The 25,010-nt window shown below is 72.9% G+C and carries 17 protein-coding genes and 1 pseudogene; 13 read left to right on the top strand and 5 right to left on the bottom strand.

Annotated features, from left to right (window positions below):
• Both VIW71_RS26180 and VIW71_RS26175 read right to left on the bottom strand, forming a co-directional pair.
• A pseudogene (locus VIW71_RS26180) lies at positions 1 to 515 on the bottom strand (GNAT family N-acetyltransferase); the annotation flags it as partial.
• 370 nt (positions 516 to 885) lie between these two features.
• Positions 886 to 1,200: a WhiB family transcriptional regulator gene (locus VIW71_RS26175; protein ID WP_331625109.1), complete on the bottom strand. Its 315-nt coding sequence runs from the start codon at positions 1,198 to 1,200 to the stop codon at positions 886 to 888.
• A 487-nt stretch (positions 1,201 to 1,687) separates the two neighbouring features.
• Here VIW71_RS26175 and VIW71_RS26170 point away from each other — a divergent pair, with 487 nt between their 5' ends.
• The 4 genes from VIW71_RS26170 (at position 1,688) to VIW71_RS26155 (ending at position 6,125) form a co-directional block, all read left to right on the top strand.
• Positions 1,688 to 2,299 carry a response regulator transcription factor gene (locus VIW71_RS26170; protein WP_003948568.1) on the top strand — a complete coding sequence of 204 codons (612 nt, stop codon included), beginning with the start codon at positions 1,688 to 1,690 and terminating at the stop codon, positions 2,297 to 2,299.
• A gap of 310 nt (positions 2,300 to 2,609) precedes the next feature.
• Positions 2,610 to 3,233: a sigma-70 family RNA polymerase sigma factor gene (locus VIW71_RS26165; protein ID WP_331625108.1), complete on the top strand. Its 624-nt coding sequence runs from the start codon at positions 2,610 to 2,612 to the stop codon at positions 3,231 to 3,233.
• 173 nt (positions 3,234 to 3,406) lie between these two features.
• On the top strand, positions 3,407 to 4,906 hold the full coding sequence (gene guaB / locus VIW71_RS26160; protein ID WP_331625107.1) for an IMP dehydrogenase: 1,500 nt from the start codon (positions 3,407 to 3,409) through the stop codon (positions 4,904 to 4,906).
• Between the two features lie 97 nt (positions 4,907 to 5,003).
• Positions 5,004 to 6,125, top strand: coding sequence for a GuaB3 family IMP dehydrogenase-related protein (locus VIW71_RS26155; RefSeq protein WP_331625106.1), 1,122 nt, complete (start codon positions 5,004 to 5,006; stop codon positions 6,123 to 6,125).
• Positions 6,126 to 6,198: 73 nt separating this feature from the next.
• Here VIW71_RS26155 and VIW71_RS26150 read toward each other — a convergent pair whose 3' ends face one another.
• Both VIW71_RS26150 and VIW71_RS26145 read right to left on the bottom strand, forming a co-directional pair.
• Positions 6,199 to 6,786 (bottom strand): hypothetical protein, encoded by a 588-nt coding sequence (locus VIW71_RS26150; RefSeq protein ID WP_331625105.1) that lies wholly within the window; start codon positions 6,784 to 6,786, stop codon positions 6,199 to 6,201.
• Between the two features lie 141 nt (positions 6,787 to 6,927).
• Positions 6,928 to 8,196, bottom strand: coding sequence for a nucleotide sugar dehydrogenase (locus VIW71_RS26145; protein ID WP_331625104.1), 1,269 nt, complete (start codon positions 8,194 to 8,196; stop codon positions 6,928 to 6,930).
• A 227-nt stretch (positions 8,197 to 8,423) separates the two neighbouring features.
• Here VIW71_RS26145 and VIW71_RS26140 point away from each other — a divergent pair, with 227 nt between their 5' ends.
• The 7 genes from VIW71_RS26140 (at position 8,424) to VIW71_RS26110 (ending at position 21,574) form a co-directional block, all read left to right on the top strand.
• Positions 8,424 to 10,130 (top strand): glycerol-3-phosphate dehydrogenase/oxidase, encoded by a 1,707-nt coding sequence (locus VIW71_RS26140; protein WP_331625103.1) that lies wholly within the window; start codon positions 8,424 to 8,426, stop codon positions 10,128 to 10,130.
• A 95-nt stretch (positions 10,131 to 10,225) separates the two neighbouring features.
• Positions 10,226 to 12,010, top strand: a complete 1,785-nt coding sequence (locus VIW71_RS26135) for a serine/threonine-protein kinase (RefSeq protein ID WP_331625102.1) — start codon at positions 10,226 to 10,228, stop codon at positions 12,008 to 12,010.
• 122 nt (positions 12,011 to 12,132) lie between these two features.
• A complete protein-coding gene (locus VIW71_RS26130) occupies positions 12,133 to 13,941 on the top strand; it encodes a serine/threonine-protein kinase (RefSeq protein ID WP_331625101.1) in 1,809 nt (602 codons plus the stop codon).
• 145 nt (positions 13,942 to 14,086) lie between these two features.
• Positions 14,087 to 16,090 (top strand): serine/threonine-protein kinase, encoded by a 2,004-nt coding sequence (locus tag VIW71_RS26125; protein WP_331625100.1) that lies wholly within the window; start codon positions 14,087 to 14,089, stop codon positions 16,088 to 16,090.
• A gap of 91 nt (positions 16,091 to 16,181) precedes the next feature.
• Complete coding sequence (locus VIW71_RS26120; protein ID WP_331625099.1) at positions 16,182 to 17,864, top strand: serine/threonine-protein kinase; 1,683 nt, start codon at positions 16,182 to 16,184, stop codon at positions 17,862 to 17,864.
• Positions 17,865 to 18,046: 182 nt separating this feature from the next.
• Positions 18,047 to 19,672, top strand: a complete 1,626-nt coding sequence (locus VIW71_RS26115) for a succinic semialdehyde dehydrogenase (RefSeq protein WP_331625098.1) — start codon at positions 18,047 to 18,049, stop codon at positions 19,670 to 19,672.
• A 69-nt stretch (positions 19,673 to 19,741) separates the two neighbouring features.
• The gene (locus VIW71_RS26110; RefSeq protein WP_414720852.1) at positions 19,742 to 21,574 is read left to right on the top strand and encodes a GMC oxidoreductase; all 1,833 of its coding nucleotides are present in this window, start codon (positions 19,742 to 19,744) and stop codon (positions 21,572 to 21,574) included.
• Positions 21,575 to 22,057: 483 nt separating this feature from the next.
• Here the strand turns inward: VIW71_RS26110 and VIW71_RS26105 are convergent, their stop codons facing one another.
• On the bottom strand, positions 22,058 to 22,267 hold the full coding sequence (locus VIW71_RS26105) for a chorismate mutase (protein ID WP_331625111.1): 210 nt from the start codon (positions 22,265 to 22,267) through the stop codon (positions 22,058 to 22,060).
• A 343-nt stretch (positions 22,268 to 22,610) separates the two neighbouring features.
• Here VIW71_RS26105 and guaA point away from each other — a divergent pair, with 343 nt between their 5' ends.
• Positions 22,611 to 24,185, top strand: a complete 1,575-nt coding sequence (gene guaA / locus VIW71_RS26100) for a glutamine-hydrolyzing GMP synthase (protein WP_331625096.1) — start codon at positions 22,611 to 22,613, stop codon at positions 24,183 to 24,185.
• Between the two features lie 145 nt (positions 24,186 to 24,330).
• A complete protein-coding gene (locus VIW71_RS26095) occupies positions 24,331 to 24,867 on the top strand; it encodes a DoxX family protein (RefSeq protein WP_331625095.1) in 537 nt (178 codons plus the stop codon).
• The last annotated feature ends 143 nt before the right edge of the window (positions 24,868 to 25,010 follow it).

Below are 25,010 nucleotides of genomic sequence, written 5' to 3'. Positions count from 1 at the left end.
ATGCTCAGGGTGTCGTCACCGCGCGCGACCTGGTCGAGCAGGCGCGCGCGGAGCCGGTCGGCGCTGGTGCCGAAGGCCGCCTCGTGGGCGTCGGCCAGGAGCTGGACACCGTACGCGTCCGTGACCGGCGCCAGCCGTACGCCGTCGGGCAGCGGGCAGTCCACCGGCAGTGTGCCGGTCTCCGCGACCATCAGCGTCTCCGGCGGTTCCGGCGTGAACCCGGCGGCGAGCAGCCGGTCCCCGAGGTCGGCGGGCCGGTCGTGCGCGTACAGCTTCCACTCGAACTCCCGGTCCGCCCCCTCCGGCGAGGCCAGCCAGCTCACTTGCGCGGCGATCGCCGCGTCCGCGCTCGCCTCGTCCAACTCCGACCACAGCACCCCGGTCCACTCGTGCGCGGCGCCCCCGACCTGCCGCACCACCCCCTCGGCGCGCTCAAGGCGCCCGGAGCCCCCGTCCACCACGGCCCCCCGCCGCAGCTGCCCGTCGAACAACCCCCGCACCCGCACCACGTCCATCCCCGCATTCCAGCACGCCCCCCGGGCAACCTCCACCGAGATTCCCGCCCCGGGCGGAGGGGCGGTTCCCGCTGACGGCCGCGACGGCGCGCGGCCACCCCGGTCCAGCCGGCCGGCCGACCAGGCGGCGCCGAGCCGCCGAGGTGCCGACGGGGTGGAGATGACGCCGGCCCGGCTGGCGCGGGCGGGTCCGCGGAGGGGCGGACGGTGCGCTGGATCGGGGTGGCGGGTCCGGGGAGGGGCGGACGGTGGGCCGGACCGGCTGGCGCGGGCGGTGCCGCGGAGGGGCGGACGGTGGGCCGGACCGGCGGCGGGTCCGCGGAAGGGCGCACTCCATGCTGTTCCCGGACCCCTGTGCAGAATCGATTCTTCAGGGTGTCGTGGCGCCCTGCGGGCTCAGTACGCGGTTGCGCGCGCGCCCCATCATGGCCTCGCGCTCGTCCTCGGTCAGTCCGCCCCACACGCCGTAGGGCTCCCGTACCGCCAAGGCGTGCGTGGCGCACTCCAGGCGGACCGGGCAGCGCATGCAGACCTCCTTGGCGGCGGCCTCGCGGGCGCTGCGGGCGGCACCCCGCTCGCCTTCGGGATGGAAGAACAGCGAACTGTCGACGCCGCGGCAGGCGGCCACGAGTTGCCAGTCCCAGAGGTCGGCGTTGGGGCCCGGAAGGCGGGAGAAGTCTGCCATTGCTCATCCCCTCGAAGGGTGCGTGATGTGCGTGACGGTCGGGAGGCTCGCTCGCCCTCTCGACGGTACATCTACTGTCGGAGTAGATGTAAATATGACTCATCGCCAATCTAGCGGCCATTAGCCCGTACACCAGAAAAGAGCGGCCAAACAGTGCAAAACCCCGTGAACCAGGCATAACACCTGTTCGGCGGCATCCAGCCCATGCCGAGTGGCGTTGCGGCGAACCCTCCCACCCCGAAAAGCTCCCCTCTCACCCGTCTGACCTGCGGCGTGGACGGATCGTATGTACGAGAACACGTAGAGTGCCGATCGAGGCGACCAAACTTCGTAACTCTTTCGGGTGAGGGTCGTTGAGTGTGGCGGAAGTGGTCGGCGGAACACGTGATTCGGGCACCTGCCCGATCCGTCGGCCCCAACGGTGAAGATTCGTACTTCGTACAGCCTGGAGGCACAACGTGACGCGGTTCAGCTGCGGGGGGCGGTCATGACTTCCGTACTCGTCTGCGACGACTCCCCGCTCGCCCGAGAAGCTCTGCGGCGCGCGGTGGCCACCGTGCCCGGCGTCGAGCGCGTAACCACCGCGGCCAACGGCGAGGAGGTGCTGCGGCGGTGGGGTGCCGACCGCTCGGACCTGATCCTGATGGACGTGCGGATGCCGGGCCTCGGCGGCGTCGAGACCGTGCGGCGGCTGCTCTCCGCCGACCCCGGCGCCCGCATCATCATGCTCACCGTCGCGGAGGACCTCGACGGGGTGGCGCTCGCCGTCGCGGCGGGCGCCCGGGGGTACCTGCACAAGGACGCCTCGCGCGCCGAACTGCGGGCCACCGTCACGCAGGCGCTCGCCGACCCCACCTGGCGGCTCGCCCCGCGCCGGCTGCGCTCCGCCGAGATGGGCGCGGCGCCCACCCTCACCGCCCGCGAGATCCAGGTGCTGGAGGGGATGAGCCACGGCCGGTCCAACGCCGAGATCGGCCGCGAACTGTTCCTCTCCGAGGACACCGTCAAGACCCACGCCCGGCGGCTGTTCAAGAAACTCGGCGCGTCGGACCGTGCACACGCGGTGGCACTCGGCTTCCGCTGGGGCCTGGTCCGATAGCCGCGGCCGGCCGCGCGGGCACGCCGCGACCAGCCGTGATCCGCAGCCCGAGCGGGCCCCGACGTGTACGCGCGCGGGCGGCCGTACCGGTGCTTACCCGCGCGAATGCCGCCGAAGCGCCGACGAAGTCGCCCACGAGTCCTCGGTTTCCCGGGGGAGGACGCATGCTTGACGTATGGACTTCCTCGGGGATCGGCGGGGGCCTCACATGGCGGAGATGACAGCGTCGGCTTCGGCCGCTCATAACGCTTCGGTGCAGAAGTACGGTCGCGATGCGGCGGATCGTCCCGTGGCGAGGCACCATGGGTGGATGCGCGACGACGACACCCCGGCCATTGGTGCGCTCGTACGTCGCGCGGTCGACGGCGATCAGCGCGCCACGCACGAGCTGCTCGCGCATGTGCATCCACTCGCCGAGCGGTACTGCCGCACCCGTCTGTCGCGGTTGCCGGGTGACGCGCGGCACTTCGTGGACGACCTCGCACAGGAGGTCTGTCTCGCGGTGCTCTGTGCGCTGCCGCGCTACCGGGATCTCGGGCGGCCGTTCGAGGCGTTCGTCGTCTCCATCGCCGCGCACAAGGTCGCCGACCTGCAGCGTGCCGCCATGCGCGGGCCCGGCTCCACGGCCGTGCCGTCCGACGAGATGCCCGAGAAACCGGACGACTCGCTCGGCCCGGAGGAGCGCGCCCTGCTCAACAGCGACGCGGCCTGGGCGAAGAAGCTGCTCGAACGGCTCCCCGACCACCTGCGGGAACTCGTCCTGCTGCGGGTCGCGGTCGGTCTCAGCGCCGAGGAGACCGGCCAGGTGCTCGGGATGTCGCCGGGGGCGGTACGGGTCGCGCAGCACCGCGCGCTCAGCCGGCTGCGTGCGATCGCGGAGGAGATGTCGGCGGGGGCCCCGTCGGCTCGCGACGCGCGAGGACTGAGCGCGTAGCGTCCGCGGCGGACGGTGTGACACGGCGCCCGGCGGCGTACGGGCGGATGGTCGTACGGGCATACGAACACACGGTTGCCGGTCCGTGACCCACGGTGTCGCACGTCAGAGGAAGGCCGGCGAAGCCACTACCATTGAACAACTCGCCGGGCAAGACCATTCGGGAAGGTGTCATGACGCTGAACGCCGACGGAGTAGCTGAGAAGTTCGCCACGCTCGGACTCACCTACGACGATGTGCTGCTGCTGCCGGGGGCGTCAGAGGTGCTGCCCAGCCAGGTGGACACCTCCTCGCTCATCTCCCGCCACGTGAAGGTGAACATCCCGCTGCTGTCCGCGGCGATGGACAAGGTGACCGAGGCCCGGATGGCCATCGCCATGGCCCGGCAGGGCGGCGTCGGCGTGCTGCACCGCAACCTGTCGATCGAGGACCAGGTCGCCCAGGTGGACCTGGTCAAGCGTTCCGAGTCCGGCATGGTCGGCGACCCGATCACGGTCCGCCCGGACGCCACCCTCGCCGACGCCGACGCGCTGTGCGGCCGGTTCCGGATCAGCGGCGTCCCGGTCACCGACGAGTCGGGCCGTCTGCTCGGCATCGTCACCAACCGCGACATGGCCTTCGAGACCGACCGCTCCCGGCAGGTCCGCGAGGTCATGACCCCGATGCCGCTGGTCACCGGTACGGTCGGCATCTCCGGGGTGGACGCGATGGCGCTGCTGCGCCGCCACAAGATCGAGAAGTTGCCGCTGGTCGACGACGAGGGCCGCCTCAAGGGCCTGATCACCGTCAAGGACTTCGTCAAGGCGGAGCAGTATCCGAACGCGGCGAAGGACGGGGACGGCCGGCTGCTGGTCGGCGCGGCGGTCGGTGCCAGCCCCGAGGCGCTGGAGCGGGCCCAGGCGCTGGTCGCGGCCGGTGTGGACTTCCTCGTCGTGGACACCTCGCACGGCCACAACAGCAACGCGCTGAACTGGATGGCCAAGATCAAGTCGAACGTCCCGGTGGACGTGGTCGGCGGCAACGTCGCCACCCGTGACGGCGCCCGCGCGCTGATCGACGCGGGCGTGGACGGCGTCAAGGTCGGTGTGGGACCGGGCTCGATCTGTACCACCCGGGTCGTGGCCGGCATCGGTGTACCGCAGGTCACCGCGATCCACGAGGCCGCGCAGGCGTGCCTCGACGCGGGCGTCCCGGTCATCGGCGACGGCGGCCTCCAGTACTCCGGCGACATCGGCAAGGCGCTGGCCGCGGGGGCGAGCAGCGTCATGCTCGGCAGCCTGCTGGCCGGCTGCGAGGAATCACCCGGCGAGCTGCTGTTCATCAACGGCAAGCAGTTCAAGTCCTACCGCGGCATGGGCTCGCTCGGCGCGATGCAGTCCCGCGGCCAGGGCCGCTCCTACTCCAAGGACCGCTACTTCCAGGCCGAGGTCGCCACGGACGACAAGCTCGTGCCCGAGGGCGTGGAGGGTCAGGTGCCCTACCGGGGTCCGCTGGCCGCCGTCCTCCACCAGCTCGTCGGCGGCCTGCGCCAGACCATGGGGTACGTGGGCGCGGCGACGGTCGCGGAGATGGAGACCAAGGGCAGGTTCGTGCGGATCACGGCGGCGGGGTTGAAGGAGTCGCACCCGCACGACATCCAGATGACGGTCGAGGCGCCGAACTACCACGGCTGAGCTCTTTCCTTTCCGGGCCCCCTGTCCCGCTCTGTCCGCTCCCGGCGGCGCGTGCGGGATACTGGGGGCGCAAACCCAGGAGAGAGAGGCGCGGGTTGTGACTGAGATCGAGATCGGGCGGGGCAAGCGGGGCCGCAGGGCATACGCGTTCGATGACATCGCCGTGGTGCCGAGCCGGCGGACGCGGGACCCCGAGGAGGTCTCGATCGCGTGGCAGATCGACGCGTACCGCTTCGAGTTGCCGTTCCTCGCGGCGCCGATGGATTCCGTGGTGTCGCCGGAGACGGCGATCCGGATCGGGAACCTGGGCGGGCTGGCGGTGCTGAACCTCGAAGGGCTGTGGACGCGGTACGAGGACCCGGAGCCGCTGCTCGCGGAGATCGCCGAGGTCGACGACTCGCGGGCGACCGCCCGGTTGCAGGAGATCTACGCCGCGCCGGTCCGTGAGGAGCTGATAGGGCAGCGGATCAAGGAGGTGCGGGACGCGGGCGTGGTGACCGCCGCCGCGCTCTCGCCGCAGCGCACCGCGCAGTTCTCCAAGGCCGTGGTGGACGCGGGCGTGGACCTGTTCGTGATCCGGGGCACCACGGTCTCCGCCGAGCACGTGTCGGGCTCGCACGAACCGCTGAACCTGAAGCAGTTCATCTACGAGCTGGACGTGCCGGTCATCGTCGGCGGCTGCGCCACGTACACCGCGGCGCTGCACCTGATGCGGACCGGTGCCGCGGGCGTCCTCGTCGGGTTCGGCGGCGGCGCCGCGCACACCACCCGCAACGTCCTGGGCATCCAGGTGCCGATGGCCACCGCTGTGGCCGATGTGGCCGCGGCCCGCCGCGACTACATGGACGAGTCCGGCGGCCGGTACGTGCACGTCATCGCGGACGGCGGGTTCGGCGCCAGCGGCGACCTGCCGAAGGCGATCGCGTGCGGCGCGGACGCCCTGATGATGGGCTCCCCGCTGGCCCGCGCCACGGACGCGCCGGGCCGCGGGTTCCACTGGGGCATGGAGGCGGTCAACCCCGAGCTTCCGCGCGGCAAGCGGATGAACCTCGGTACGGCCGGGACGACCGAGGAGATCCTGCTCGGCCCGTCCCACGCGCCCGACGGCTCCATGAACTTCTTCGGCGCCCTGCGCCGCTCGATGGCCACCACCGGCTACTCCGACCTCAAGGAGTTCCAGCGCGTCGAGGTGACGGTCTCCCCGACCCACCACCGCTGAGTCCGTCGCCGACCGAGCAGGGGGCCGGTACCGCTTCGCGCGGTACCGGCCCCCGAGCCATGTGCCGGTGCGGTCAGCGCGCGACGCGCCTGGTGATCACGAATCCCTCGACGCCGGCGAGAGCGAGGAAGAAGAACGACGTGACGTCGAAGTCGTGCTTCCACTGGTCGAACACGTCGCCGAAGTGGTCGGTGAGGACCGTGAACCAGGAGATGTCCGCGCCTCCCAGCGCGGCGTAGTGGCTGGCGATCATGGAGAGGCCGACGATCTCACCGAGGAAGACCCCGAGCAGGGAGAGCACGAGGCCGGCGATCGGCAGGACCGGGTTCCGGCCGCCGGCCTTGCCCATCGCGGCACCGATGAGCAGGCCGACGCCGAGGGCGGCGTAGCCGACCTCGGAGTAGGTCCCGTCGTCCTTGGCCATGGCCCGCATGATGCCGGCGTAGGCGAAAACCGCGACGAGCATGACCGCGACGCCCACCACGATGCCGAGCCCCGCGTTGTCCCGCGCGGGCGCGACCGGGGGCGGCGGGTAGGCGGGGCCGTTGAACCCGGCCGGGGCGGGCGCGCCGTACGGAGGCTGCGGCGGCCCGTAGGGCTGCTGGGCGAACGGGTTCTGGCCGGCCGGTGGCTGCTGCGGCGGCGGGTAGTTGGCGCTCATGAAGGGTCCCCCGGGGGCGCAAAAAAGGAATCGCACGAGGTTGCGGCGTGCGAAGGAATGACGCCGGAATCTAGCAGGGGGCACTGACAACCGGACAAGAGTATTCGGGTGCTCGTTACAAGACCACGACAGGCACGCGCCTCACAGTCGCGCCGCCGCGCCCGCGGGTGTCGCGCCGCGGGTGTCCAGGAGGAGTTGGGCCTTGACGGTCAGGCCCTGCAAGTCGTACGTGCGGTGGTGCTGCAGGAGCAGGGTCAGGTCGGCGTCGGCGGCGGCTTCCCAGAGGGAGTCGGCGCGCGGGACGGGACGGTCCAGGACGCGCCACTGCGGCACGAAGGGGTCGTGGTAGCAGAGCTGCGCGCCGAGTTCGATCAGGCGTGCGCCGATCTCGTGGGCGGGGGCGCCCTCCTGGTCGGCGAGGTCGGCCTTGTAGGTGACGCCGAGCAGCAGGACGCGGGCGCCGCGCAGCGACTTGCCGTGTTCGTTGAGGAGGGCGGCGGCGCGCTGGACCACGTAGCGGGGCATGCGGCCGTTGACCTCCTGGGCGAGTTCGACCATGCGCAGGGGGTGGCCGGGGGTACGGGAGCGGCCTGTGGTGAAGGGGGGCGCCGCGTTGGGGTCGAGGGCGACCGCGGGGCCGCCGACGCCGGGGCCGGGCCGGAACGCCTGGAAGCCGAACGGTTTGGTCTCGGCGCACCGGATCACGTCCCACAGGTCCACGCCGAGGTCGTGGAAGTAGACCGCCATCTCGTTGGCGAAGGCGATGTTGACGTGGCGGTAGTTGGTCTCCAGCAGCTTGACCGCCTCGGCCTCGCGCAGTCCGCGGGCCCGTACGATCCGCTCGGTGAAACGGCCGTAGAAGGCGGCGGCGGCCTCCGTACAGGCGGAGGTGCGACCGCCCACCACCTTCGGGGTGTTGGTGAGCCGGTGGTCGCGGTTGCCGGGGTCGAGCCGGCTGGGGGAGTAGGCCAGGTGGAAGTCGCGGCCGGCCAGCAGGCCGCGGGCTTCCAGCAGCGGGCGCAGGAATCCCTCGGTGGTGCCCGGGTAGACGGCCGATTCGAGGACGACGGTGGTGTGCGGGCGCAGGCGGGCGGCGAGCGCGCGGGCCGCGGTGGCGACGGCGGTCAGATCGAGGGCGCGGTCCTCGCCGAGCGGGGTGGGCGCGCAGATCACCGCGGTCCTGACCCGGCCGAGCACCGCGGCGTCGGCGGTGGCCCGGAAGCCGCAGGCGAGCATCCGGCGCAGGTCGGCGGTGGCCAGGGTGCCGGGCGGTACGCGGCCTGCGTTGATCTCGTCGGCGACGGCGGGATCGGGGTCGTAGCCGACGACGCCGATCCCCGCCGCGGCGGCTGCCTGCGCGAGCGGGAGCCCGGTACGGCCGAGTCCGAGTACGGCGAGGTCTGCGGGCATGGGTCCGTCCTTCTCCTGGCGGGCGACGCCTTAAAACAGGCTAACCAGACAAATCACTGATATGACCGCACGGCGCGCCGCCGGGGCCCGCCGGGTTCGGACCGCCCAGGGTGGCCGCCCGCCCGGCGGACGGTCACTATCGAAGAAGGAGCCCCGCGCCGGAACCCCGCCGTCGGGGCTCCCTGAAGCCGGGGCCCGGACCCCGACCGGCAGGCACGGAGGCAGCGATGCGTACGACAAACCTCGGACCCGCGCAGCGAGCCGAAGACCTCGCCGCGATGGCCGAACAGGAACTGGACATCCTGGTGGTCGGCGGCGGCGTGGTCGGCACCGGCACCGCGCTGGACTCCGTCACCCGCGGGCTGACCACCGGGCTCGTCGAGGCCCGCGACTGGGCGTCCGGCACGTCGAGCCGGTCGAGCAAGCTGATCCACGGCGGCCTGCGCTACCTGGAGATGCTGGACTTCGGCCTGGTCCGCGAGGCGCTCAAGGAGCGCGGCCTGCTGCTGCAACGCCTCGCCCCGCACCTGGTCAGGCCGGTTCCGTTCCTCTACCCGTTGCAGCGCAGGGGCTGGGAGCGGCTCTACGCCGGGACCGGCGTGGCGCTGTACGACGCCATGTCCGTCTCCTCCGGGCACGGCCGCGGCCTGCCGGTCCACCGCCACCTCACCCGTAAGCGCGCCCTGCAGAGCGCGCCCTCGCTGCGCAAGGACGCCCTGGTCGGCGCGTTGCAGTACTACGACGCGCAGGTGGACGACGCGCGGCTGGTGATGACCCTGGCACGCACCGCCGCCTCGTACGGGGCGCTGGTCGCCAACCGGACCCGGGTGGTCGGCTTCCTCCGGGAGGGTGAACGCGTCGTCGGTGCCAGGGTGCGGGACGTGGAGGGCGGCGGCGAGTACGAGGTCCGGGCCCGCCAGGTGGTCAACGCGACCGGGGTGTGGACCGACGACACCCAGGCGCTCGTCGGCGAACGGGGGCAGTTCCACGTACGCGCGTCCAAGGGCATCCACCTGGTGGTGCCGAAGGACCGGATTCACTCCAAGAGCGGACTGATCCTGCGCACGGAGAAGAGCGTCCTGTTCGTCATCCCGTGGGGCAGGCACTGGATCATCGGCACCACCGACACCGACTGGGACCTGGACAAGGCCCACCCGGCGGCGTCCAGCGCCGACATCGACTACCTGCTCGAACATGTCAACGCGGTGCTGGTCACCCCGCTGAGCAGGGACGACGTGGAGGGTGTGTACGCCGGGCTGCGCCCCCTGCTGGCCGGTGAGTCGGCCGCCACCAGCAAGCTCTCCCGGGAGCACATGGTGGCGCACACGGCACCGGGCCTGGTCGTGGTGGCCGGCGGCAAGTACACGACGTACCGGGTGATGGCCGAGGACGCGGTGGACGAGGCCGTGCACGGCCTGGACCACTCGGTCGCCGCGTGCTGCACCGAGGAGGTGCCGCTGCTGGGCGCCGAGGGCTACCGCGCGTTGTGGAACGCCCGGGCCCGCATCGCCGCCCGTACCGGACTGCATGTCGCCCGCGTCGAGCATCTGCTGGGCCGGTACGGCTCGCTGGCCGAGGAGGTGCTGGCCCTGATAGAGGAGACGCCCTCGCTGGGCGCGCCGCTGGCCGCCGCCGACGACTACCTGCGCGCCGAGGTGGTCTACGCGGCGACCTCCGAGGGCGCCCGCCATCTGGACGACGTGCTCACCCGCCGGACCCGGATCTCCATCGAGACCTTCGACCGCGGCACCCGCAGCGCCCGCGAGGCCGCCGAGTTGATGGCCCCCGTGCTGGGCTGGGACGAGAAACAGATCGACAACGAGGTCGAGCACTACGAGAAGCGGGTCGAGGCCGAGCGCGAGTCGCAACGTCAGCCCGACGACCAGACCGCGGATGCCGCCCGGCTCGGAGCGCCGGATATCGTGCCCCTCTAGGCGCGGTCAAGCGCGGTTCAGCGCACGGCGCCTGGGCTCGGCAGCGGCGCGGCAGCAGCGCACGCGCGGACGGGGGAGCGGGCGGAGGACGCGAGATGGTCGAACAGGTGGAGGAAGGGCGGTTGGTGGCCGGCCGTTACCGGCTGCTGGAGCGGATCGGCCGCGGCGGCATGGGTACGGTCTGGCGCGCCGAGGACGAACTGCTCGGCCGTCAGGTCGCGGTGAAGAAGCTTCACCCGCCGCAGCCGCACATGCATGACGACGAGTTGGCCACGCTCTTCGAGCGCACCCGGCGCGAGGCCCGCGCCGCGGCCCGGATCAGCCACCCCAACGTCATCGTCGTGCACGACGTGGTGGACGACGCCGGACTGCCCTCCATCGTCATGGAGTACGTGGCTTCGGTGACGCTGAGTGAACGGCTCAAGCAGCAGGGCGCGATGTCGCCGGAGGAGGCGGCCAGGATCGGTCGCGGGATGATCGCCGCGTTGCGCGCCGCCCACCGGGCCGGCGTGCTGCACCGCGACGTGAAACCGGGCAACGTGCTGCTGGGGGACGGGGAGGCCGGCGCGGGCGACTGTTTCCGTTCCGGCGGGCACGGCGGCGACCGGGTGGTGCTCACCGACTTCGGCATCGCCCAGGCGTCCGGCACCTCCACGCTCACCCGTACCGGCGAACTCATCGGCTCCATCGACTTCCTGGCCCCCGAACGCATCCGCGGCGCCCTGCCCGGACCCGAGGCCGACCTGTGGGCGCTGGGCGCCACGCTCTACCAGGCCGTCGAGGGCGAGTCCCCGTTCCGCCGGCCGACCGCGATCGAGACGGCGTACGCCATAGCCGAGGAGCCGCTGCGTCCCCCCGCCCATGCGGGAGCCCTCATCCAGGTGATCTCGGGCCTGCTGGTCAAGGAACCGGAGAAGCGGCTGTCCGCGGCGGAGGCGGAGCGGATGCTGCGTGTCCCGGCGGCCGAGCCGGACACCGCCCTGGTCGAGCAGGGCGGTTTCCCGGCCCGGGGCGGGAGCCGGCCCACCGAGCCCCCGGCCGACGGCACCGACCACCGCGAGGGCGCCCACCGGCCGGGTACGTACCCGCCGGGCGCGCAGCAGCCGGTTCCGTACGGGGCGGGCTCCTACCGGCCCGGTCCGTACGACCCGGGCCCGTACGAACCCGGTCCGTACCCCTCCGGCACCCACCCCCAGCCGCCCCCGTACGCGGGTCACGGCGTGCCGCGCCGCCGCCGTACCGCCCCCTGGATCGCGGGCGCCGTCACCGCCGCCGTGCTGGCCGGCGGGGGAGCCGTCACGGCGGCCCACTTCCGGTCCTCGGACAACGGCGGCACCGACCCCGGGCCCACCGGCGGCCCGGTCACCACCACTGCCCCGCCGCCCACCACGGCCCCCACGCCGCCCGTGACCACACCCCCGCCGCCCCCGGTCCCGGCCGGCTACCACCTGGCGACGCGGTCCGACCGCGACTACTTCGTGCCCGTCCCCGACGACTGGACCGAGAACGTCAAGGACGGCGGTGACGAGGTGAACTACGTCGACCCGACCGGGCTGGTCGGCCTGAAGATCAGCGCGCTGGACTTCGGCAGCACCAACCCGTACCAGCACTGGCTGAACCTGGAACCCGTCACCCGCGGCCAGGTCGACGGCTACCACCGCGAACGCCTCGACCCCACAACGAGGTTCGGCGACCAGGCCGCCATCTGGCAGTTCACCTTCAAGGGCCAGGTACGGGACTACCGCGCGATCGACCTCGGCTTCGGCAAGCCGGGCGGCCGGGAGTACGCGATCTACCTCTCCGCCCCGAAGGCCCAATGGGACATCTACCGCCCGGTGTTCGAGACCGCGGTGGCCGGCTTCCGCCAAACGGCCGGGTGACCAGCCGGGTTACGCCCGCGTCCACCGGTCGGGGATGATGGGGGCCAGGGCCTGCCGTACGGATCGAGCCCGGCAAGATCCACAGGACAGGTTCCACACCGCCAGGACTGCAGAGGGAATCCATGAGCGAGGTCGAAGGTACCGACGGACGCGTGCTCGCCGACCGGTACCGCCTCGGCGGCGTGCTCGGCAAGGGCGGCATGGGCACGGTCTGGCGCGCGGTCGACGAGATCCTGGGCCGTGCGGTCGCCGTCAAGGAGCTGCGCTTCCCGGGCAACGTGGACGACGACGAGAAGCGCCGCCTGATCACCCGTACCCTGCGCGAGGCCAAGGCGACGGCGCGCATCCGCAACACCGGAGCGATCACCGTCTACGACGTGGTCGAGGCGGACGACCGGCCGTGGATCGTGATGGAGCTGGTCGAGGGCCGGTCGCTGTCGGACGCCATCCGTGAGGACGGCCCGCTCACGCCCAAGCGCGCCGCCGAGGTCGGCCTGGTCCTGCTCGATGTGCTCAAGGCCGCGCACCGGGAAGGCATCCTGCACCGCGACGTGAAGCCGTCGAACGTGCTGATCGCCGACGACGGCCGGGTCGTGCTCAGCGACTTCGGCATCGCGCAGATCGACGGCGACCCCTCCGTCACCTCCACCGGCATGCTGGTCGGCGCCCCCTCGTACATCTCGCCGGAGCGGGCGCGCGGCCAGAAGCCCGGCCCGCCGGCCGACCTGTGGTCGCTGGGCGCGCTGCTGTTCGCCGCGGTCGAGGGCCGTCCGCCGTACGACAAGGGGTCGGCGATCGCCACGCTGACCGCGGTGATGACCGAGCCGGTCGGGCCGATGACCAATGCCGGGCCGCTCGCAGACGCCATCCTGGGTCTGCTGGCCAAGGACCCCGCGCGACGGCTCGACGACGCGGGAGCCCGCGCGCTGCTGTCCGCCGTGGCGTACGCCCCCGACAGCCCGGCCGCGCCCGCCGCGCCCGCGGACGACACCCGTACCGTCGTGCTGCCCGTGGACCCGCAGCCCACCCCCACCGACGCCCCCGCCGCGGCCCGGAAGGCGGCGGCGGACCAGGCGCGGGTCCGGGACGCGCTGCGTTCGCTGCGCAATGCCGCCGACGTGAAGCCCGGACCCGGGCCGGAGTCCGGCACCCCGCACGACCCGCCGCCCCCCGCCCGCGCCGCGCTCACCGACGGCGCCCCGCGCCGCACCCTCGTCGTCGTGATCGCGGTCGTCGTCCTGGCGCTGCTCGGCACCGTGATCGGCATCGCGGCCACGGGCGGCGGAGGCGGCGACAACGAAAGAAGCGGGGGCACCGCACCGGCGACCCCGTCCGCGTCCGGCCGGGGCGGCGACAAGACGAGCGGCGGTGACAGCTCCGCCACGCCGTCCACCCCGTCCTCCGCCGTCACCACGCCCCCCACCACGCCCCCCACCACACCGGCGAGTTCCCCCGCCGGATCGGGCGCCGACGCCGTACCGCCCGGCTACTACCGCTTCCGCGACTCGGAGGGCTTCTCGATCGCGCTGCCCAAGGGCTGGAAGCGGGTCCCCGACCGCGAAAACGGCTACGGCACCGGTTCGCTGTTCCGCGGCTCCGGTTCCAGTCACCTGCTGGTCGACTGGAACCACACCCCGGGGCCGAGCGCACTGGGCGCCTGGCGGGACTCCGCGCGCTCGGCCCGAGGCTCCATGTCCGGCTATCGGCAGATCGCCCTGGAACAGGTCTCCTACCGGGGGTACGACGCCGCCGACTGGGAGTACGAGCGGCAGCTTTCGGGTAAGCAGGTACATGTCCTGAACCGCGGCATGGTGACGGACCCGGACCACGGCTACGCGCTCCTGTTCACCGCGCCGGCCGGCGACTGGAACAGCGACGCGAACCGCCTGGCCCGGCAGGCGTTCTTCGCAACCTTCAAACCGGCCAACTGAGCGAGCCGTAGCACGTATGGTGAGGAGGCGTGGACGGTACGCATCCGTATGCGCCTGGATCGGACCGGTTCACGCACGTTGATACGAGGGAACGAGACCGTTCAAGGGAACGACACCGTTCGAACGGGCCGGAGAGGGGGGTGCCGTGGAGGAGTACGCGGGGCGGGTGCTCGCCGATCGCTACCGGCTGCCCCGGCCGCCCGCCGACGAGTACGAACTCGTCGAGACGCGGGCCTTCGACACCTACAGCGGCCAGGAGGTCCTGGTCCGGCAGGTGCTGCTGCCCGAGGTGGTGACCGCGGAACTGGACGGCGCGGTCGGTGAGGAGAGCGGGTTCGGCGGCACCGACCCGGTGGGCGAGAGCGCCCGGCGCGCCCTGGACGCGGCCCGCGCCGCCGCCGCCATACCCGACCACCCCCGGCTGGTCCAGGTCTTCGACATCTTCGTCGAGGACGGCAGCCTGTGGATCGCCAGCGAACTGGTGTCCGGTCGGCCGCTCGCCGCGTTACTCGCCGAACGCCCGATGGACGCCTACCGCGCCGCCGAGATCGCCTCCGACGTGCTCACCGCGCTGCGCGCCCTGCACGCCAACGGCTGGACCCACCGCAACGTCACCACCAGCACGGTGCTGGTCTGCGACGACGGCCGGGCCATGCTCGGCGGGCTCGCCGCGGGCGCCGCGCAGGAGGCGCTGTGCGGCTACGACCCGCTGCCCGAGCAGGTGCTGGCCGGCGGCACCGACGCCGGAGGCGGCGCCGAGACCGGCGGGTTCGGCCCGCGGTCCGCGCTCGAACAGGAGCGGGCCCGGCAGAACCGGATCACCGTGGTGGGCGCCGTCACCGAACGCTGGGCGCCCGAGCAGGCCCACGAGGTGCACGAGAACTGGCGGTTGTCGCCGCCGGTCGGTCCCGCCGCGGACCTGTGGGCGCTGGGCTCGCTGCTCTTTCGCAGCGTCCAGGGCCACCCGCCGTACCCCGAGGAGAGCGCCGCCGAGCTGGTCCAACTGGTGTGCGCGGAGCCGCCCGCGTTCGCCGAGGAGTGCGGACCGCTGCGGCCCGTCGTGGAGTCGCTGCTGCGCCCCGACCCCGAGGAGCGGCCCGAGGCCGAGGAGTTGGGCGGCTGGCTGCGCTCCCTGATCCGGTCCGCGCCGGAGCCGGACCTCGGCGCCGGTACCGTGCAGGTCCCCACCGACCCGGCGAAGCTGCCGGTCAAGCGGCGCAAGGGCGAGCTCGTACGGCGCAAGCGCCGGGCCGCCGCCGACCCGTCGGCCGGCCACCGCAGGCACGCCCGCGGCAAGCAGGCCAAACCCGTCCGGGTGCCGCGGGAGCGGGAGGGCGTCCGGCCCGAGGAGACGCGGCACGAACAGTTCCCCCGCGAGCAGGTCGTCTACCGCAGGCCCGCGCGGCCCGAGTCCGCACCGCGGCGCCTGGGCGTCCGGCTGCTGCTGGTCATCCTGCTGGTGCTCGGCGCCTTCGTGGCCTTCGCGCTGCTGGTCCTGCCGCAACGCGACGCCTCGTCCGACGGCGCGAGCGGCGAGCGTACGATCCCGGCGCAGATGCCCGGCTCGGGTGACGGGCAGCAGCACGAAACCACCACGCCCCCCGCCCCCACCACGACCAGGCCCACCGCCAAGCCGACGACCCCGCCGCCCACCACGCCGCCGCCCGCCACCGGCGAGGTCACCACGCCGCCCGAGCTGGGCCCGGACTTCGCACTCCGCGCCGACCCGGCGGGCTTCACCGTCGCAGTCCACACCGGCTGGCAGCGCACCACGGGCAGCGGCCGGGACCAGGTCCGCTACCTGGGCAGCGACCTGCGGATGACCGTCGTCCCCGGCCGGGACAAGGCGTCGGGCGACACCGAGGACCCGCTCGCGTACCAGCTCGTCGAACCCGAACTCGGCGAGTTCCGCGACTCCTCCTGGTCGTCCGCCTCCGGACTCCAGGCCCTCACCCTGCGCGGCCACCCCGCCGCCGTGGGCGAGTACACCTGGCGCGACGCCGACCAGCGGAGCGTCTACGCCCGCAACCTCGCGATCCGGATCGACGGCCGCTACCACGTGGTGCTGATCTCCGGCCCGGACAGCCGACGCGCCGCCGTGCAGCGCGCCTTCGACAAGGCGATCGAGACGTACACCAAGTCCGGCTGACCGCACGCGCGGCCGGGCGGCGCGTCCCCGCGCGTGTGGGGATCGTGTGGGAGTGGGCGAGGCGGCGCACCGGCTGCGTCATGATGGCCGTATGTCGAGTGACGGGGGCCGGACCACGGCTGCGCGCCAGCCGCGGGACGTGGTCGCCGGGCGGTATCGGATCGACGGGCAGCTCGGGCGCGGCGGCATGGGCACCGTGTGGCGGGCCACCGACGAGCTGCTGCGGCGGCCGGTCGCGGTCAAGGAGCTGCACCTGCCCGACGCCGGGCTGAACGAGGTCGAGTCGGGCGACCAGCGGGAACGCGCGCTGCGCGAGGCCCGCGGGGTGGCGCGGATCAGGCATCCGCACGTCGTGGTCGTGCACGACGTGGTGGAACAGGACGGCCGGCCGTGGATCGTGATGGAACTGGTCGACGGGCGGTCGCTGGCCGAGATCCTGCGTGCGGACGGCCCGCTGCAGCCGTGCGAGGCGGCCAGGATCGGCGCGGCGGTGGCGGGCGCGCTGCGGGCCGCGCACGACCTCGGCATCCAGCACCGCGACGTCAAACCGGCCAACGTCCTGATCGAACGCGACACCGGCCGGGTGGTGCTCACCGACTTCGGCATCGCCCGCGTCCCGGGCAGCGCCACCATCAGCGAGACCGGCTCCTTCGTCGGCTCTCCCGAGTACACCGCCCCCGAGCGGATGTCGGGGCTTCCCGCGGGCCCGGAGTCCGACCTGTGGTCGCTGGGCGCGCTGCTGTGCGCGGCGGTGGAGGGCCAGTCGCCGTTCCACCGCGACTCGATCGGGGAGATCGTGCACGCCGTCGCGATCGAGGAGATCACGCCTCCGGCCGCGGTGGGGGTGTTGCTGCCGGTGGTGCGCAACCTGCTGGACCGTGATCCGGCGCGGCGGATGGGGGCGCACGAGGCTCGCACCCGGCTGATGGCGTACGCGGACGTCAGGGCCGATCCGCCCCCGCCGGGTGGCACGGGCGGATCCTCGAGCGCCGGACGGGCCGGGTCGGTGCGGGGCGAGCGTTCGTCTGCCGTCGAAAGCCGGGCGGGTTCGGCCGGCGACCCGGCAGGCCCGGAACGGGCCCGCCCGCGGCGTTCGTTCGCTCTCGGGCGCCGGACGGGCTTGAACACGGTTGCCCGGAGGGGTTCTCCGGGCCGGGGCTCGGTGGTCTGGGCCGTCGTACTCGCCGCCGTGGCGGGGGCGGCTGTCGCGGTCGTGGCGGCGCGCGGCGGAGGAGGGACCTCGGTCACCTCGCCGCAGGCGACCAGCCCGCCGCCCACCGCGACGTCGCCGGCCACCACGCACCCCGCGCCCCTCCCGCCGCCCACCCCGGCCCCTCCCGTCGGCTTCACCACCGTCGTCGACACGGCCGGCTTCTCCTTGGCACTGCCCGCCGGGTACACGCGCGAGGTGGTGCCGCCGCGGGTCTTCTACTGGTCGCCGGACCGGGCGATCCGCTTCGGGGAGCGGGACCAGGTGCCCGATCCGCTGGGGCCGGACGCCGTGCTGCGGGACCAGCATCTGGCGGGACCGGCGACGTACAAGGGGTACCGGGACGGGGTGATCACGGACACCGTGCAGCACGGCCATTCCGCCGCGTTGTGGGAGTTCACGTACGACGGGTTTCCCGGTGGCGGGGGACCGCGGCGGATGTTCGACCTGTGCTGGAACGAGGGCGGGCGGATGTACGACATGTGGCTGTCCGCTCCGGTGGAGCGGGTGGAGGAGGCGCGGCACGCCTTCGACGTGGCGCGGCGTACGTTCCGGCCGCGGTGAGCGGCGTGCCGCCCGTGTGCCGTACGCGGGCGGCCCGGGCACTCCGCCTGCGATCCGTACAACTGTTCTGACCTGCGGTGATCCTTGTGGTGCCACCGAACGCCGGCGTAGTCGCGCCGGTCACGAGAAATGAGCTACTGACGGGTATCCAGCAGGTGCCGGTCGGTCGTAACCTCACCCGCATGACGGATTCGCCGGAGCTCAGTACGCCTGTTCCCGCCGGCCCCGCCGAGGGGAACCCGGCCGCGCCGGGGGGAGGGCGCGGGCCGCGGGACGTGGTGACTCCCGAGCTGGTCGCGCGGCTCACGGCGGGCGTGATCGGGAGCGGTCGCACCGCCGGCCACACCCCGCTGACCGGGGAGAAGCTCACGGATCTACCGGAGACCACGCCCGAGGAGGTGGCCGAGGCGTTCGCGCGCGCCCGCGCGGCACAGCGCGCCTGGGCGGCCACCCCGTTACGCAGGCGCGCCGCGGTCCTGCTGCGCTTCCACGACCTGGTGCTGGCCCGGCAGGCCGAAGTCCTCGACCTGATCCAGGTGGAGACCGGCAAGGCCCGGCTGCACGCCCACGAGGAGGTGCAGGTGGTCGCGGCAGCCGCCCGGCACTACGGCCTCAAGGCCCCCTCGTACCTGAAGCCGAAGCGGCACACCGGCGCCGTCCCGGCCCTCACCAGGACCGTCGAACTCCGCCAGCCGCGCGGGGTGGTGGGGCAGATCGCGCCCTGGAACTACCCGTTCGAGCTGTCGGTCGGCGACATGCTGCCCGCGTTCGCGGCGGGCAACGCGGTCGTGACCAAGCCCGACACCGAGACCGCGCTCACCGCGCTGTGGGCCCGCCGTCAGCTGATCGAGGCCGGGCTGCCCGAGGGCGTCTGGCAGATCGTCATCGGCGACGGGCCGGTGGTCGGCCCGGCGGTGGTGGACCACGCGGACTACGTCTCCTTCACCGGTTCCACCCGCACCGGCCGCGAGGTGGCCCAGCGCGCCGCGGCCCGGCTGGTCGGTGCCTCCCTCGAACTCGGCGGCAAGAACCCGCTGCTGGTGCTGCGCGACGCCGATCTCGACAAGGCGGCCGCCGGCGCGGTGCGCGCCTGCTTCGCCTCCGCCGGGCAATTGTGCGTCTCGGTCGAACGGCTCTTCGTGGACGAGTCGGTCGCGGACGCCTTCCTGGCCGCGTTCGTCGCCCGCACCAAGGCGATCCGGCTCGGCACCGCGCTCGCGTACGGCGCCGGCATGGGATCGCTGGTGGGGACGCGGCAGCTGGCGACCGTCACCCGGCATGTGGACGAGGCGCGCGAGAAGGGCGCCAAGGTGCTGGCCGGCGGGCGCCCGCGCCCGGACCTGGGCCCGTACGTCTACGAGCCGACCATCCTCGACGGCGTCGAGCCCCCGATGGCGGTCTGCACCGAGGAGACCTTCGGCCCGGTCGTCTCGGTCTACCGCTTCCGCGACGAGGAGGACGCCGTCGAGCGAGCCAACGCCACCGACTACGGCCTCAACGCCAGTGTCTGGACCCGCGACACCCGGCGCGGCGCCCGTATCGCGGCCCGGCTGCGCTGCGGCACGGTCAACGTCAACGAGGGGTACGCCGCCGCGTACGGCAGCGTCCGCGCGCCGATGGGCGGCATGAAGGACTCCGGACTCGGCCGCAGGCACGGTTCCGAGGGCGTCCTCAAGTACACCGAGGCACAGACCGTCGCCACCCAGCGGCTGCTGCCGATGGGCCCGGCGCTCGGCCTGGACGACGAGAAGTACGCGGCGCTGCTGAGCCGTTCGCTGCGGGTGATGAAGGCGCTGCGGATGCGCTGAGCGCTTTCGCCTTCGGTGGTCCCGCCCGGCACGGACGCACGCGGACGCACACGCAGGTACACGGATGCGATGGAGGGTCACGTGTCACAGGAAGACGGTTACGACTACGACGTGCTCGTGGTCGGTTCCGGATTCGGCGGCTCGGTGGCCGCGCTCCGGCTGACCGAGAAGGGCTACCGCGTCGGCGTCCTGGAGGCGGGCCGCCGCTTCTCCCGCGACGAACTGCCCAAGAACTCCTGGGACATCCGCGACTACCTGTGGGCGCCGGCCCTCGGGCTCTACGGCATCCAGCGCATCCACGTCCTCGGCAACGTCCTGGTACTGGCGGGCGCGGGCGTCGGCGGCGGCTCGCTGAACTACGCCAACACGCTCTACGTGCCGCCGCCCGCGTTCTTCCAGGACCGCCAGTGGGGCCGGATCACCGACTGGCAGGCGGAGCTGACGCCGTACTACGACCAGGCACAGCGCATGCTCGGGGTGCGCGCCAACCCCACGCTCACGCCCTCCGACATCCATCTGCGGGCCGCCGCCGAGAAGATGGGCGTGGGCGACACCTTCCGTCTGGCGCCGGTCGGGGTGTTCTTCGGCGACGGACAGGACGCCGGGGGCACCGCCCAGGCCGAAGGCTCTGGGGGAGGAGGGGCGACGGCGGCGCCCGGCGAGGAGGTCGCGGACCCGTACTTCGGTGGCGCCGGACCCGCGCGGCGGGCCTGCACCGAGTGCGGGGAGTGCATGACGGGCTGCCGGCACGGCGCGAAGAACACCCTCACCGAGAACTACCTCCACCTCGCGGAGCGCGCCGGAGCCGTCATCCACCCGATGACGACGGTGACCGGCCTCGCCGAGGACCCGGAGGGCGGCCACCTGGTCACCACCGTGCCGACCGACCGGCGCAGGAAGGGGCCGCGTACCGTGCTGCGGGCCCGCCAGGTGGTGATCGCCGCGGGCACGTACGGAACGCAGACGCTGCTGCACGCGATGCGCGACGCGGGCCGGCTGCCGCGGCTGTCGGCCCGGCTCGGCGAGCTGACCCGGACCAACTCCGAGGCGCTGGTGGGCGCGCAGACCTCGCCGCGCCGCTACCGCAGGCGCCACCCGGACCGGCCGCTGGACTTCACCCGCGGCGTCGCGATCACCTCCTCCGTCCACCCCAACGACCACACCCACATCGAACCGGTCCGCTACGGCCGCGGCTCCAACGCGATGGGATCGCTGTCCGTACTGGCGGCCCCGTACCGCGGGACGCTGCCGCGCTGGCTGGAGTTCCTCGCCCACAACGTCCGCCACCCGGTGCTGACGCTGCGGGCGCTGTCCAACCACCGCTGGTCGGAACGCACGATCATCGGCCTGGTGATGCAGACCAGCGACAACTCGCTGACCACGTACCGGCGGACCAGGGGTCTGGGCAAGGGCCTGCTCACCGCCCGGCAGGGGCACGGTGCGCCCAATCCCGTCCACATCCCCGAGGGCGCGCAGGCGGCGCGGCTGCTCGCCGAGGAGATCAACGGCTTCGCGGGGAGCAATGTCGGCGAGGCCGTGCAGCGCCCGATGACCGCGCACTTCCTGGGCGGCTGCCCGATCGGCGAAGACGCCGAGCACGGAGTCATCGACCCGTACCACCGGCTGTACGGGCACCCGGGGATCACGGTGGTGGACGGTTCGGCGGTCTCGGCGAACCTCGGCGTCAACCCGTCGCTGACCATCACCGCCCAGGCCGAGCGGGCGATGTCGCTGTGGCCCAACAAGGGAGAGGCGGACCCGCGGCCCGCCCAGGGCGCCGCCTACCGCAGGATCGCCGCGGTACGGCCGGCCCGCCCGGTGGTGCCCGAGGAGGCGTTCGGCGCGCTGCGGCTGCCGCTGCTGCCGGTCCCCACGGTGCCGCCGAAGTCCACGACGCCGTAGCCGGCCCGGCGTCCTGGGCCGTCCTGCACCGGGTACTCCGGGCTCGCCCTCAAGCAGGCGCGCTGAAGGAGGCGTGCTCCCCGGAGGTACTCCGCAGAGCGGCCGGTTCTCAGGCGTCCCTGGGAACCGACCGCTTCTTTGAGTCGCGACCGGGCCGCTGTCCCCTGCCGTCCGGTCACTGAAGCACCGAATACGAGGTCCCACGGCGGGCGCCGCCGCACGGCGACCGCCTCATCGCATCGGTCACACCCCGCCCAGCTGCGTCTGGGCGGTGTCCATCTCCACGCGTGGTATCGGATGACCGCCCCTGGCTGGCACGGACACCACCTCCAACGAAGCGGCCGCGGGCCGGTCACGTGCCCGTTCGGGTGATCCGCCGGAAATCCGCCGGAAATCCGCCGGAAATCCGCCGGAAAGGGGATCCGCCGCACGGGCCCCGCGCGGCGGACCTGTGCGGACCCGTGGTTCACCCGGCCGGTGCCGTCACGCCCGGCCCCGGCACAGTTCCAGCAGCGTCATCGCGAGGGCGGTGCCGGGCTTCCCGAGCGCTTCCCCGTACGTCCGCAGGATCTCCATCTCGCGCGCCAGGTGCACCCGCCGGCCGCCGGAGCCGATCCGGGCCGCCTGGATCTCGCCGGAGACGGTCATCCGTTCCCGGACGAGGGCGATGAGCCGGGAGTCGAGCTCATCGATGCGGTGGCGCTTGGCGGCGATCTCGGATTCGGGGTCGGGGGTGCCACCTCGCGGGGTCAGGGGCCCCGGCGGTGTGCGCGGTCTGTGCGGAACGGGTCACGGTCTGCTCCTCGGGTCGGCCGGTGCACCGGGCCCCCGGTCCCGCGGACGCGACAGGCGCCCCGGGCCGAGTGGCCCGGGGCGCCTGGGAAGTCGCTCTGTCAGTAGCTCACGCGACGCGACCATGGCAGCCGGACCGGCCGGTGCCATAGGTAAACGCGAAAGCGAGCGTGTTCATGGGGGCGAGTCTAGCGAAGGTAGACTCGTGACTCGACCCCCAGCACCAACCGCCGGAAGGCCGCCCGTGTCAGCGACCCCAGCCCCCGACACCGTCCTGGTCGTCGACTTCGGGGCGCAGTACGCCCAGCTCATCGCCCGCCGTGTCCGCGAGGCCCGGGTGTACAGCGAGATCGTGCCCTCGACCATGCCGGTCGCCGAGATGCTGGCGAAGAACCCGAGCGCGATCATCCTGTCCGGCGGCCCCTCGTCGGTGTACGCGGAGGGCGCGCCCACCCTCGACCGGGAGCTGTTCGAGGCCGGGGTGCCCGTCTTCGGCATGTGCTACGGCTTCCAGTTGATGGCCACCACGCTCGGCGGCACCGTCGACAACACCGGCGCGCGGGAGTACGGGCGTACGCCGCTGGCGGTCTCCAAGCCCGGCTCCACCCTCTTCGAGGGCACCCCCACCGAGCAGTCGGTCTGGATGTCGCACGGCGACGCCTGCTCGGCCGCCCCCGAGGGCTTCACCGTCACCGCCTCCACCGACGTCGTGCCGGTCGCCGCCTTCGAGAACGACGAGAAGCGGCTGTACGGCGTGCAGTACCACCCCGAGGTACTGCACACCACGCACGGCCAGCAGGTACTGGAGCACTTCCTCTACCGCGGCGCCGGCATCAAGCCGGAGTGGACCACCACCAACGTGGTGGACGAGCAGATCGCCCTGATCCGTGAGCAGGTCGGCACCAAGCGGGCGATCTGCGGGCTGTCCGGCGGCGTGGACTCCGCGGTCGCCGCGGCCCTGGTGCAGAAGGCCATCGGCGCCCAGCTCACCTGCGTCTACGTCGACCACGGCCTGATGCGCAAGGGCGAGACCGAGCAGGTCGAGAAGGACTTCGTGGCCGCGACCGGCGTCCAGCTCAAAGTGGTGGACGCCGCCGACCGGTTCCTGGCGGCGCTGGCCGGGGTCAGCGACCCCGAGGAGAAGCGGAAGATCATCGGCCGGGAGTTCATCCGGGTCTTCGAGCAGGCACAGGCCGAGATCGTGGCCGGGGCGCCGGACGACCAGCCGGTGGAGTTCCTGGTCCAGGGCACCCTCTACCCCGACGTGGTGGAGTCCGGCGGCGGCACCGGCACCGCCAACATCAAGTCGCACCACAACGTCGGCGGCCTCCCCGAGGACCTGCAGTTCCGGCTCGTGGAGCCGCTGCGCAAGCTGTTCAAGGACGAGGTGCGGATGGTCGGCCAGGAGCTCGGCCTGCCCGAGGAGATCGTCCAGCGGCAGCCGTTCCCCGGTCCGGGTCTGGGTATCCGGATCGTCGGCGAGGTCACCCGCGACCGCCTCGACCTGCTGCGCGAGGCAGACGCGATCGCCCGCGAGGAGCTGACCGCGGCCGGTCTCGACCGTGAGATCTGGCAGTGCCCGGTGGTGCTGCTGGCCGACGTCCGCTCGGTCGGCGTCCAGGGCGACGGCCGCACCTACGGCCACCCGGTCGTGCTGCGCCCGGTCTCCTCCGAGGACGCCATGACCGCCGACTGGTCGCGGCTGCCCTACGACGTACTCGCCAGGATCTCCACCCGCATCACCAACGAGGTCAAGGACGTCAACCGGGTCGTCCTGGACGTGACCAGCAAGCCGCCGGGCACGATCGAGTGGGAGTGAGCCTCACACCGGGCTGCTTCTGGCCGCGCCGCGTTGAGTCGCGGCGCGCGGGCGTCCGTATGTCCCTCTGACGCCGCCGCGCCCGGAGTTCGGGAGGAAAACCGGTTCCCCCGCGGGGTACGGGCGGCCAGAGAGGTGGAGGACGATGCTTGAGGTGTGGCGGGAGACCGCTCGGCGCTACGCACCGCTGCCGCTGCGGATCTTTCTCGGAGTGACCTTCGTCTATGCCGGCCTGGACAAGCTGACCAGCGACACCTTCTTCACCGACTCCTCGCCCGGCTCCCTGGTCAGCGTCCTGCACGGCGTCCACGACGTCGCCGCGATACCGGCGATGGTCGACCTCGCCCTCAAGGCGCCGCACGGCTTCGGGTACGCCATCGCGCTCGGCGAGATCGCCGTCGGGCTCGGCACGCTCGCCGGGCTGTTCGGCCGGGTCGCCGCCGCGGGGGGCGCCACGATCTCGCTGAGCCTGTGGCTGACGGTGAGCTGGTCCACGACGCCGTACTACTACGGCAACGACCTCGTCTACCTCATGGCCTGGCTGCCGCTGGTGCTGGCCGGCACCCCCTGCCTCTCGCTCGACGCGCTGCTCAAGCGCCGTCGTACCGCCGCAGCCCGGGTTCCCGGCGACCGGTCCGCCGCCGCGCCCGGCGACCGCGTACGCTCCGCACCGCCTGCGTGAGAACGGCCGTCCCGGCGGCCAGCGCCAGTCCGGCGACGGCGATCGGGGCCGAGCGGCCGGGGTCCGAGAGGTCCCACACCCCGAGGGCGTCCAGCCAGAACGCGGTGGTCAGCCCGAGCAGCACCAGGCCCATGACGAGGGCC

Origin of the sequence: Streptomyces sp. (genome assembly GCF_036524955.1) — a bacterium.
Taxonomy (GTDB): domain Bacteria; phylum Actinomycetota; class Actinomycetes; order Streptomycetales; family Streptomycetaceae; genus Actinacidiphila.
This window is presented reverse-complemented; position numbering and strand designations above follow the sequence as displayed.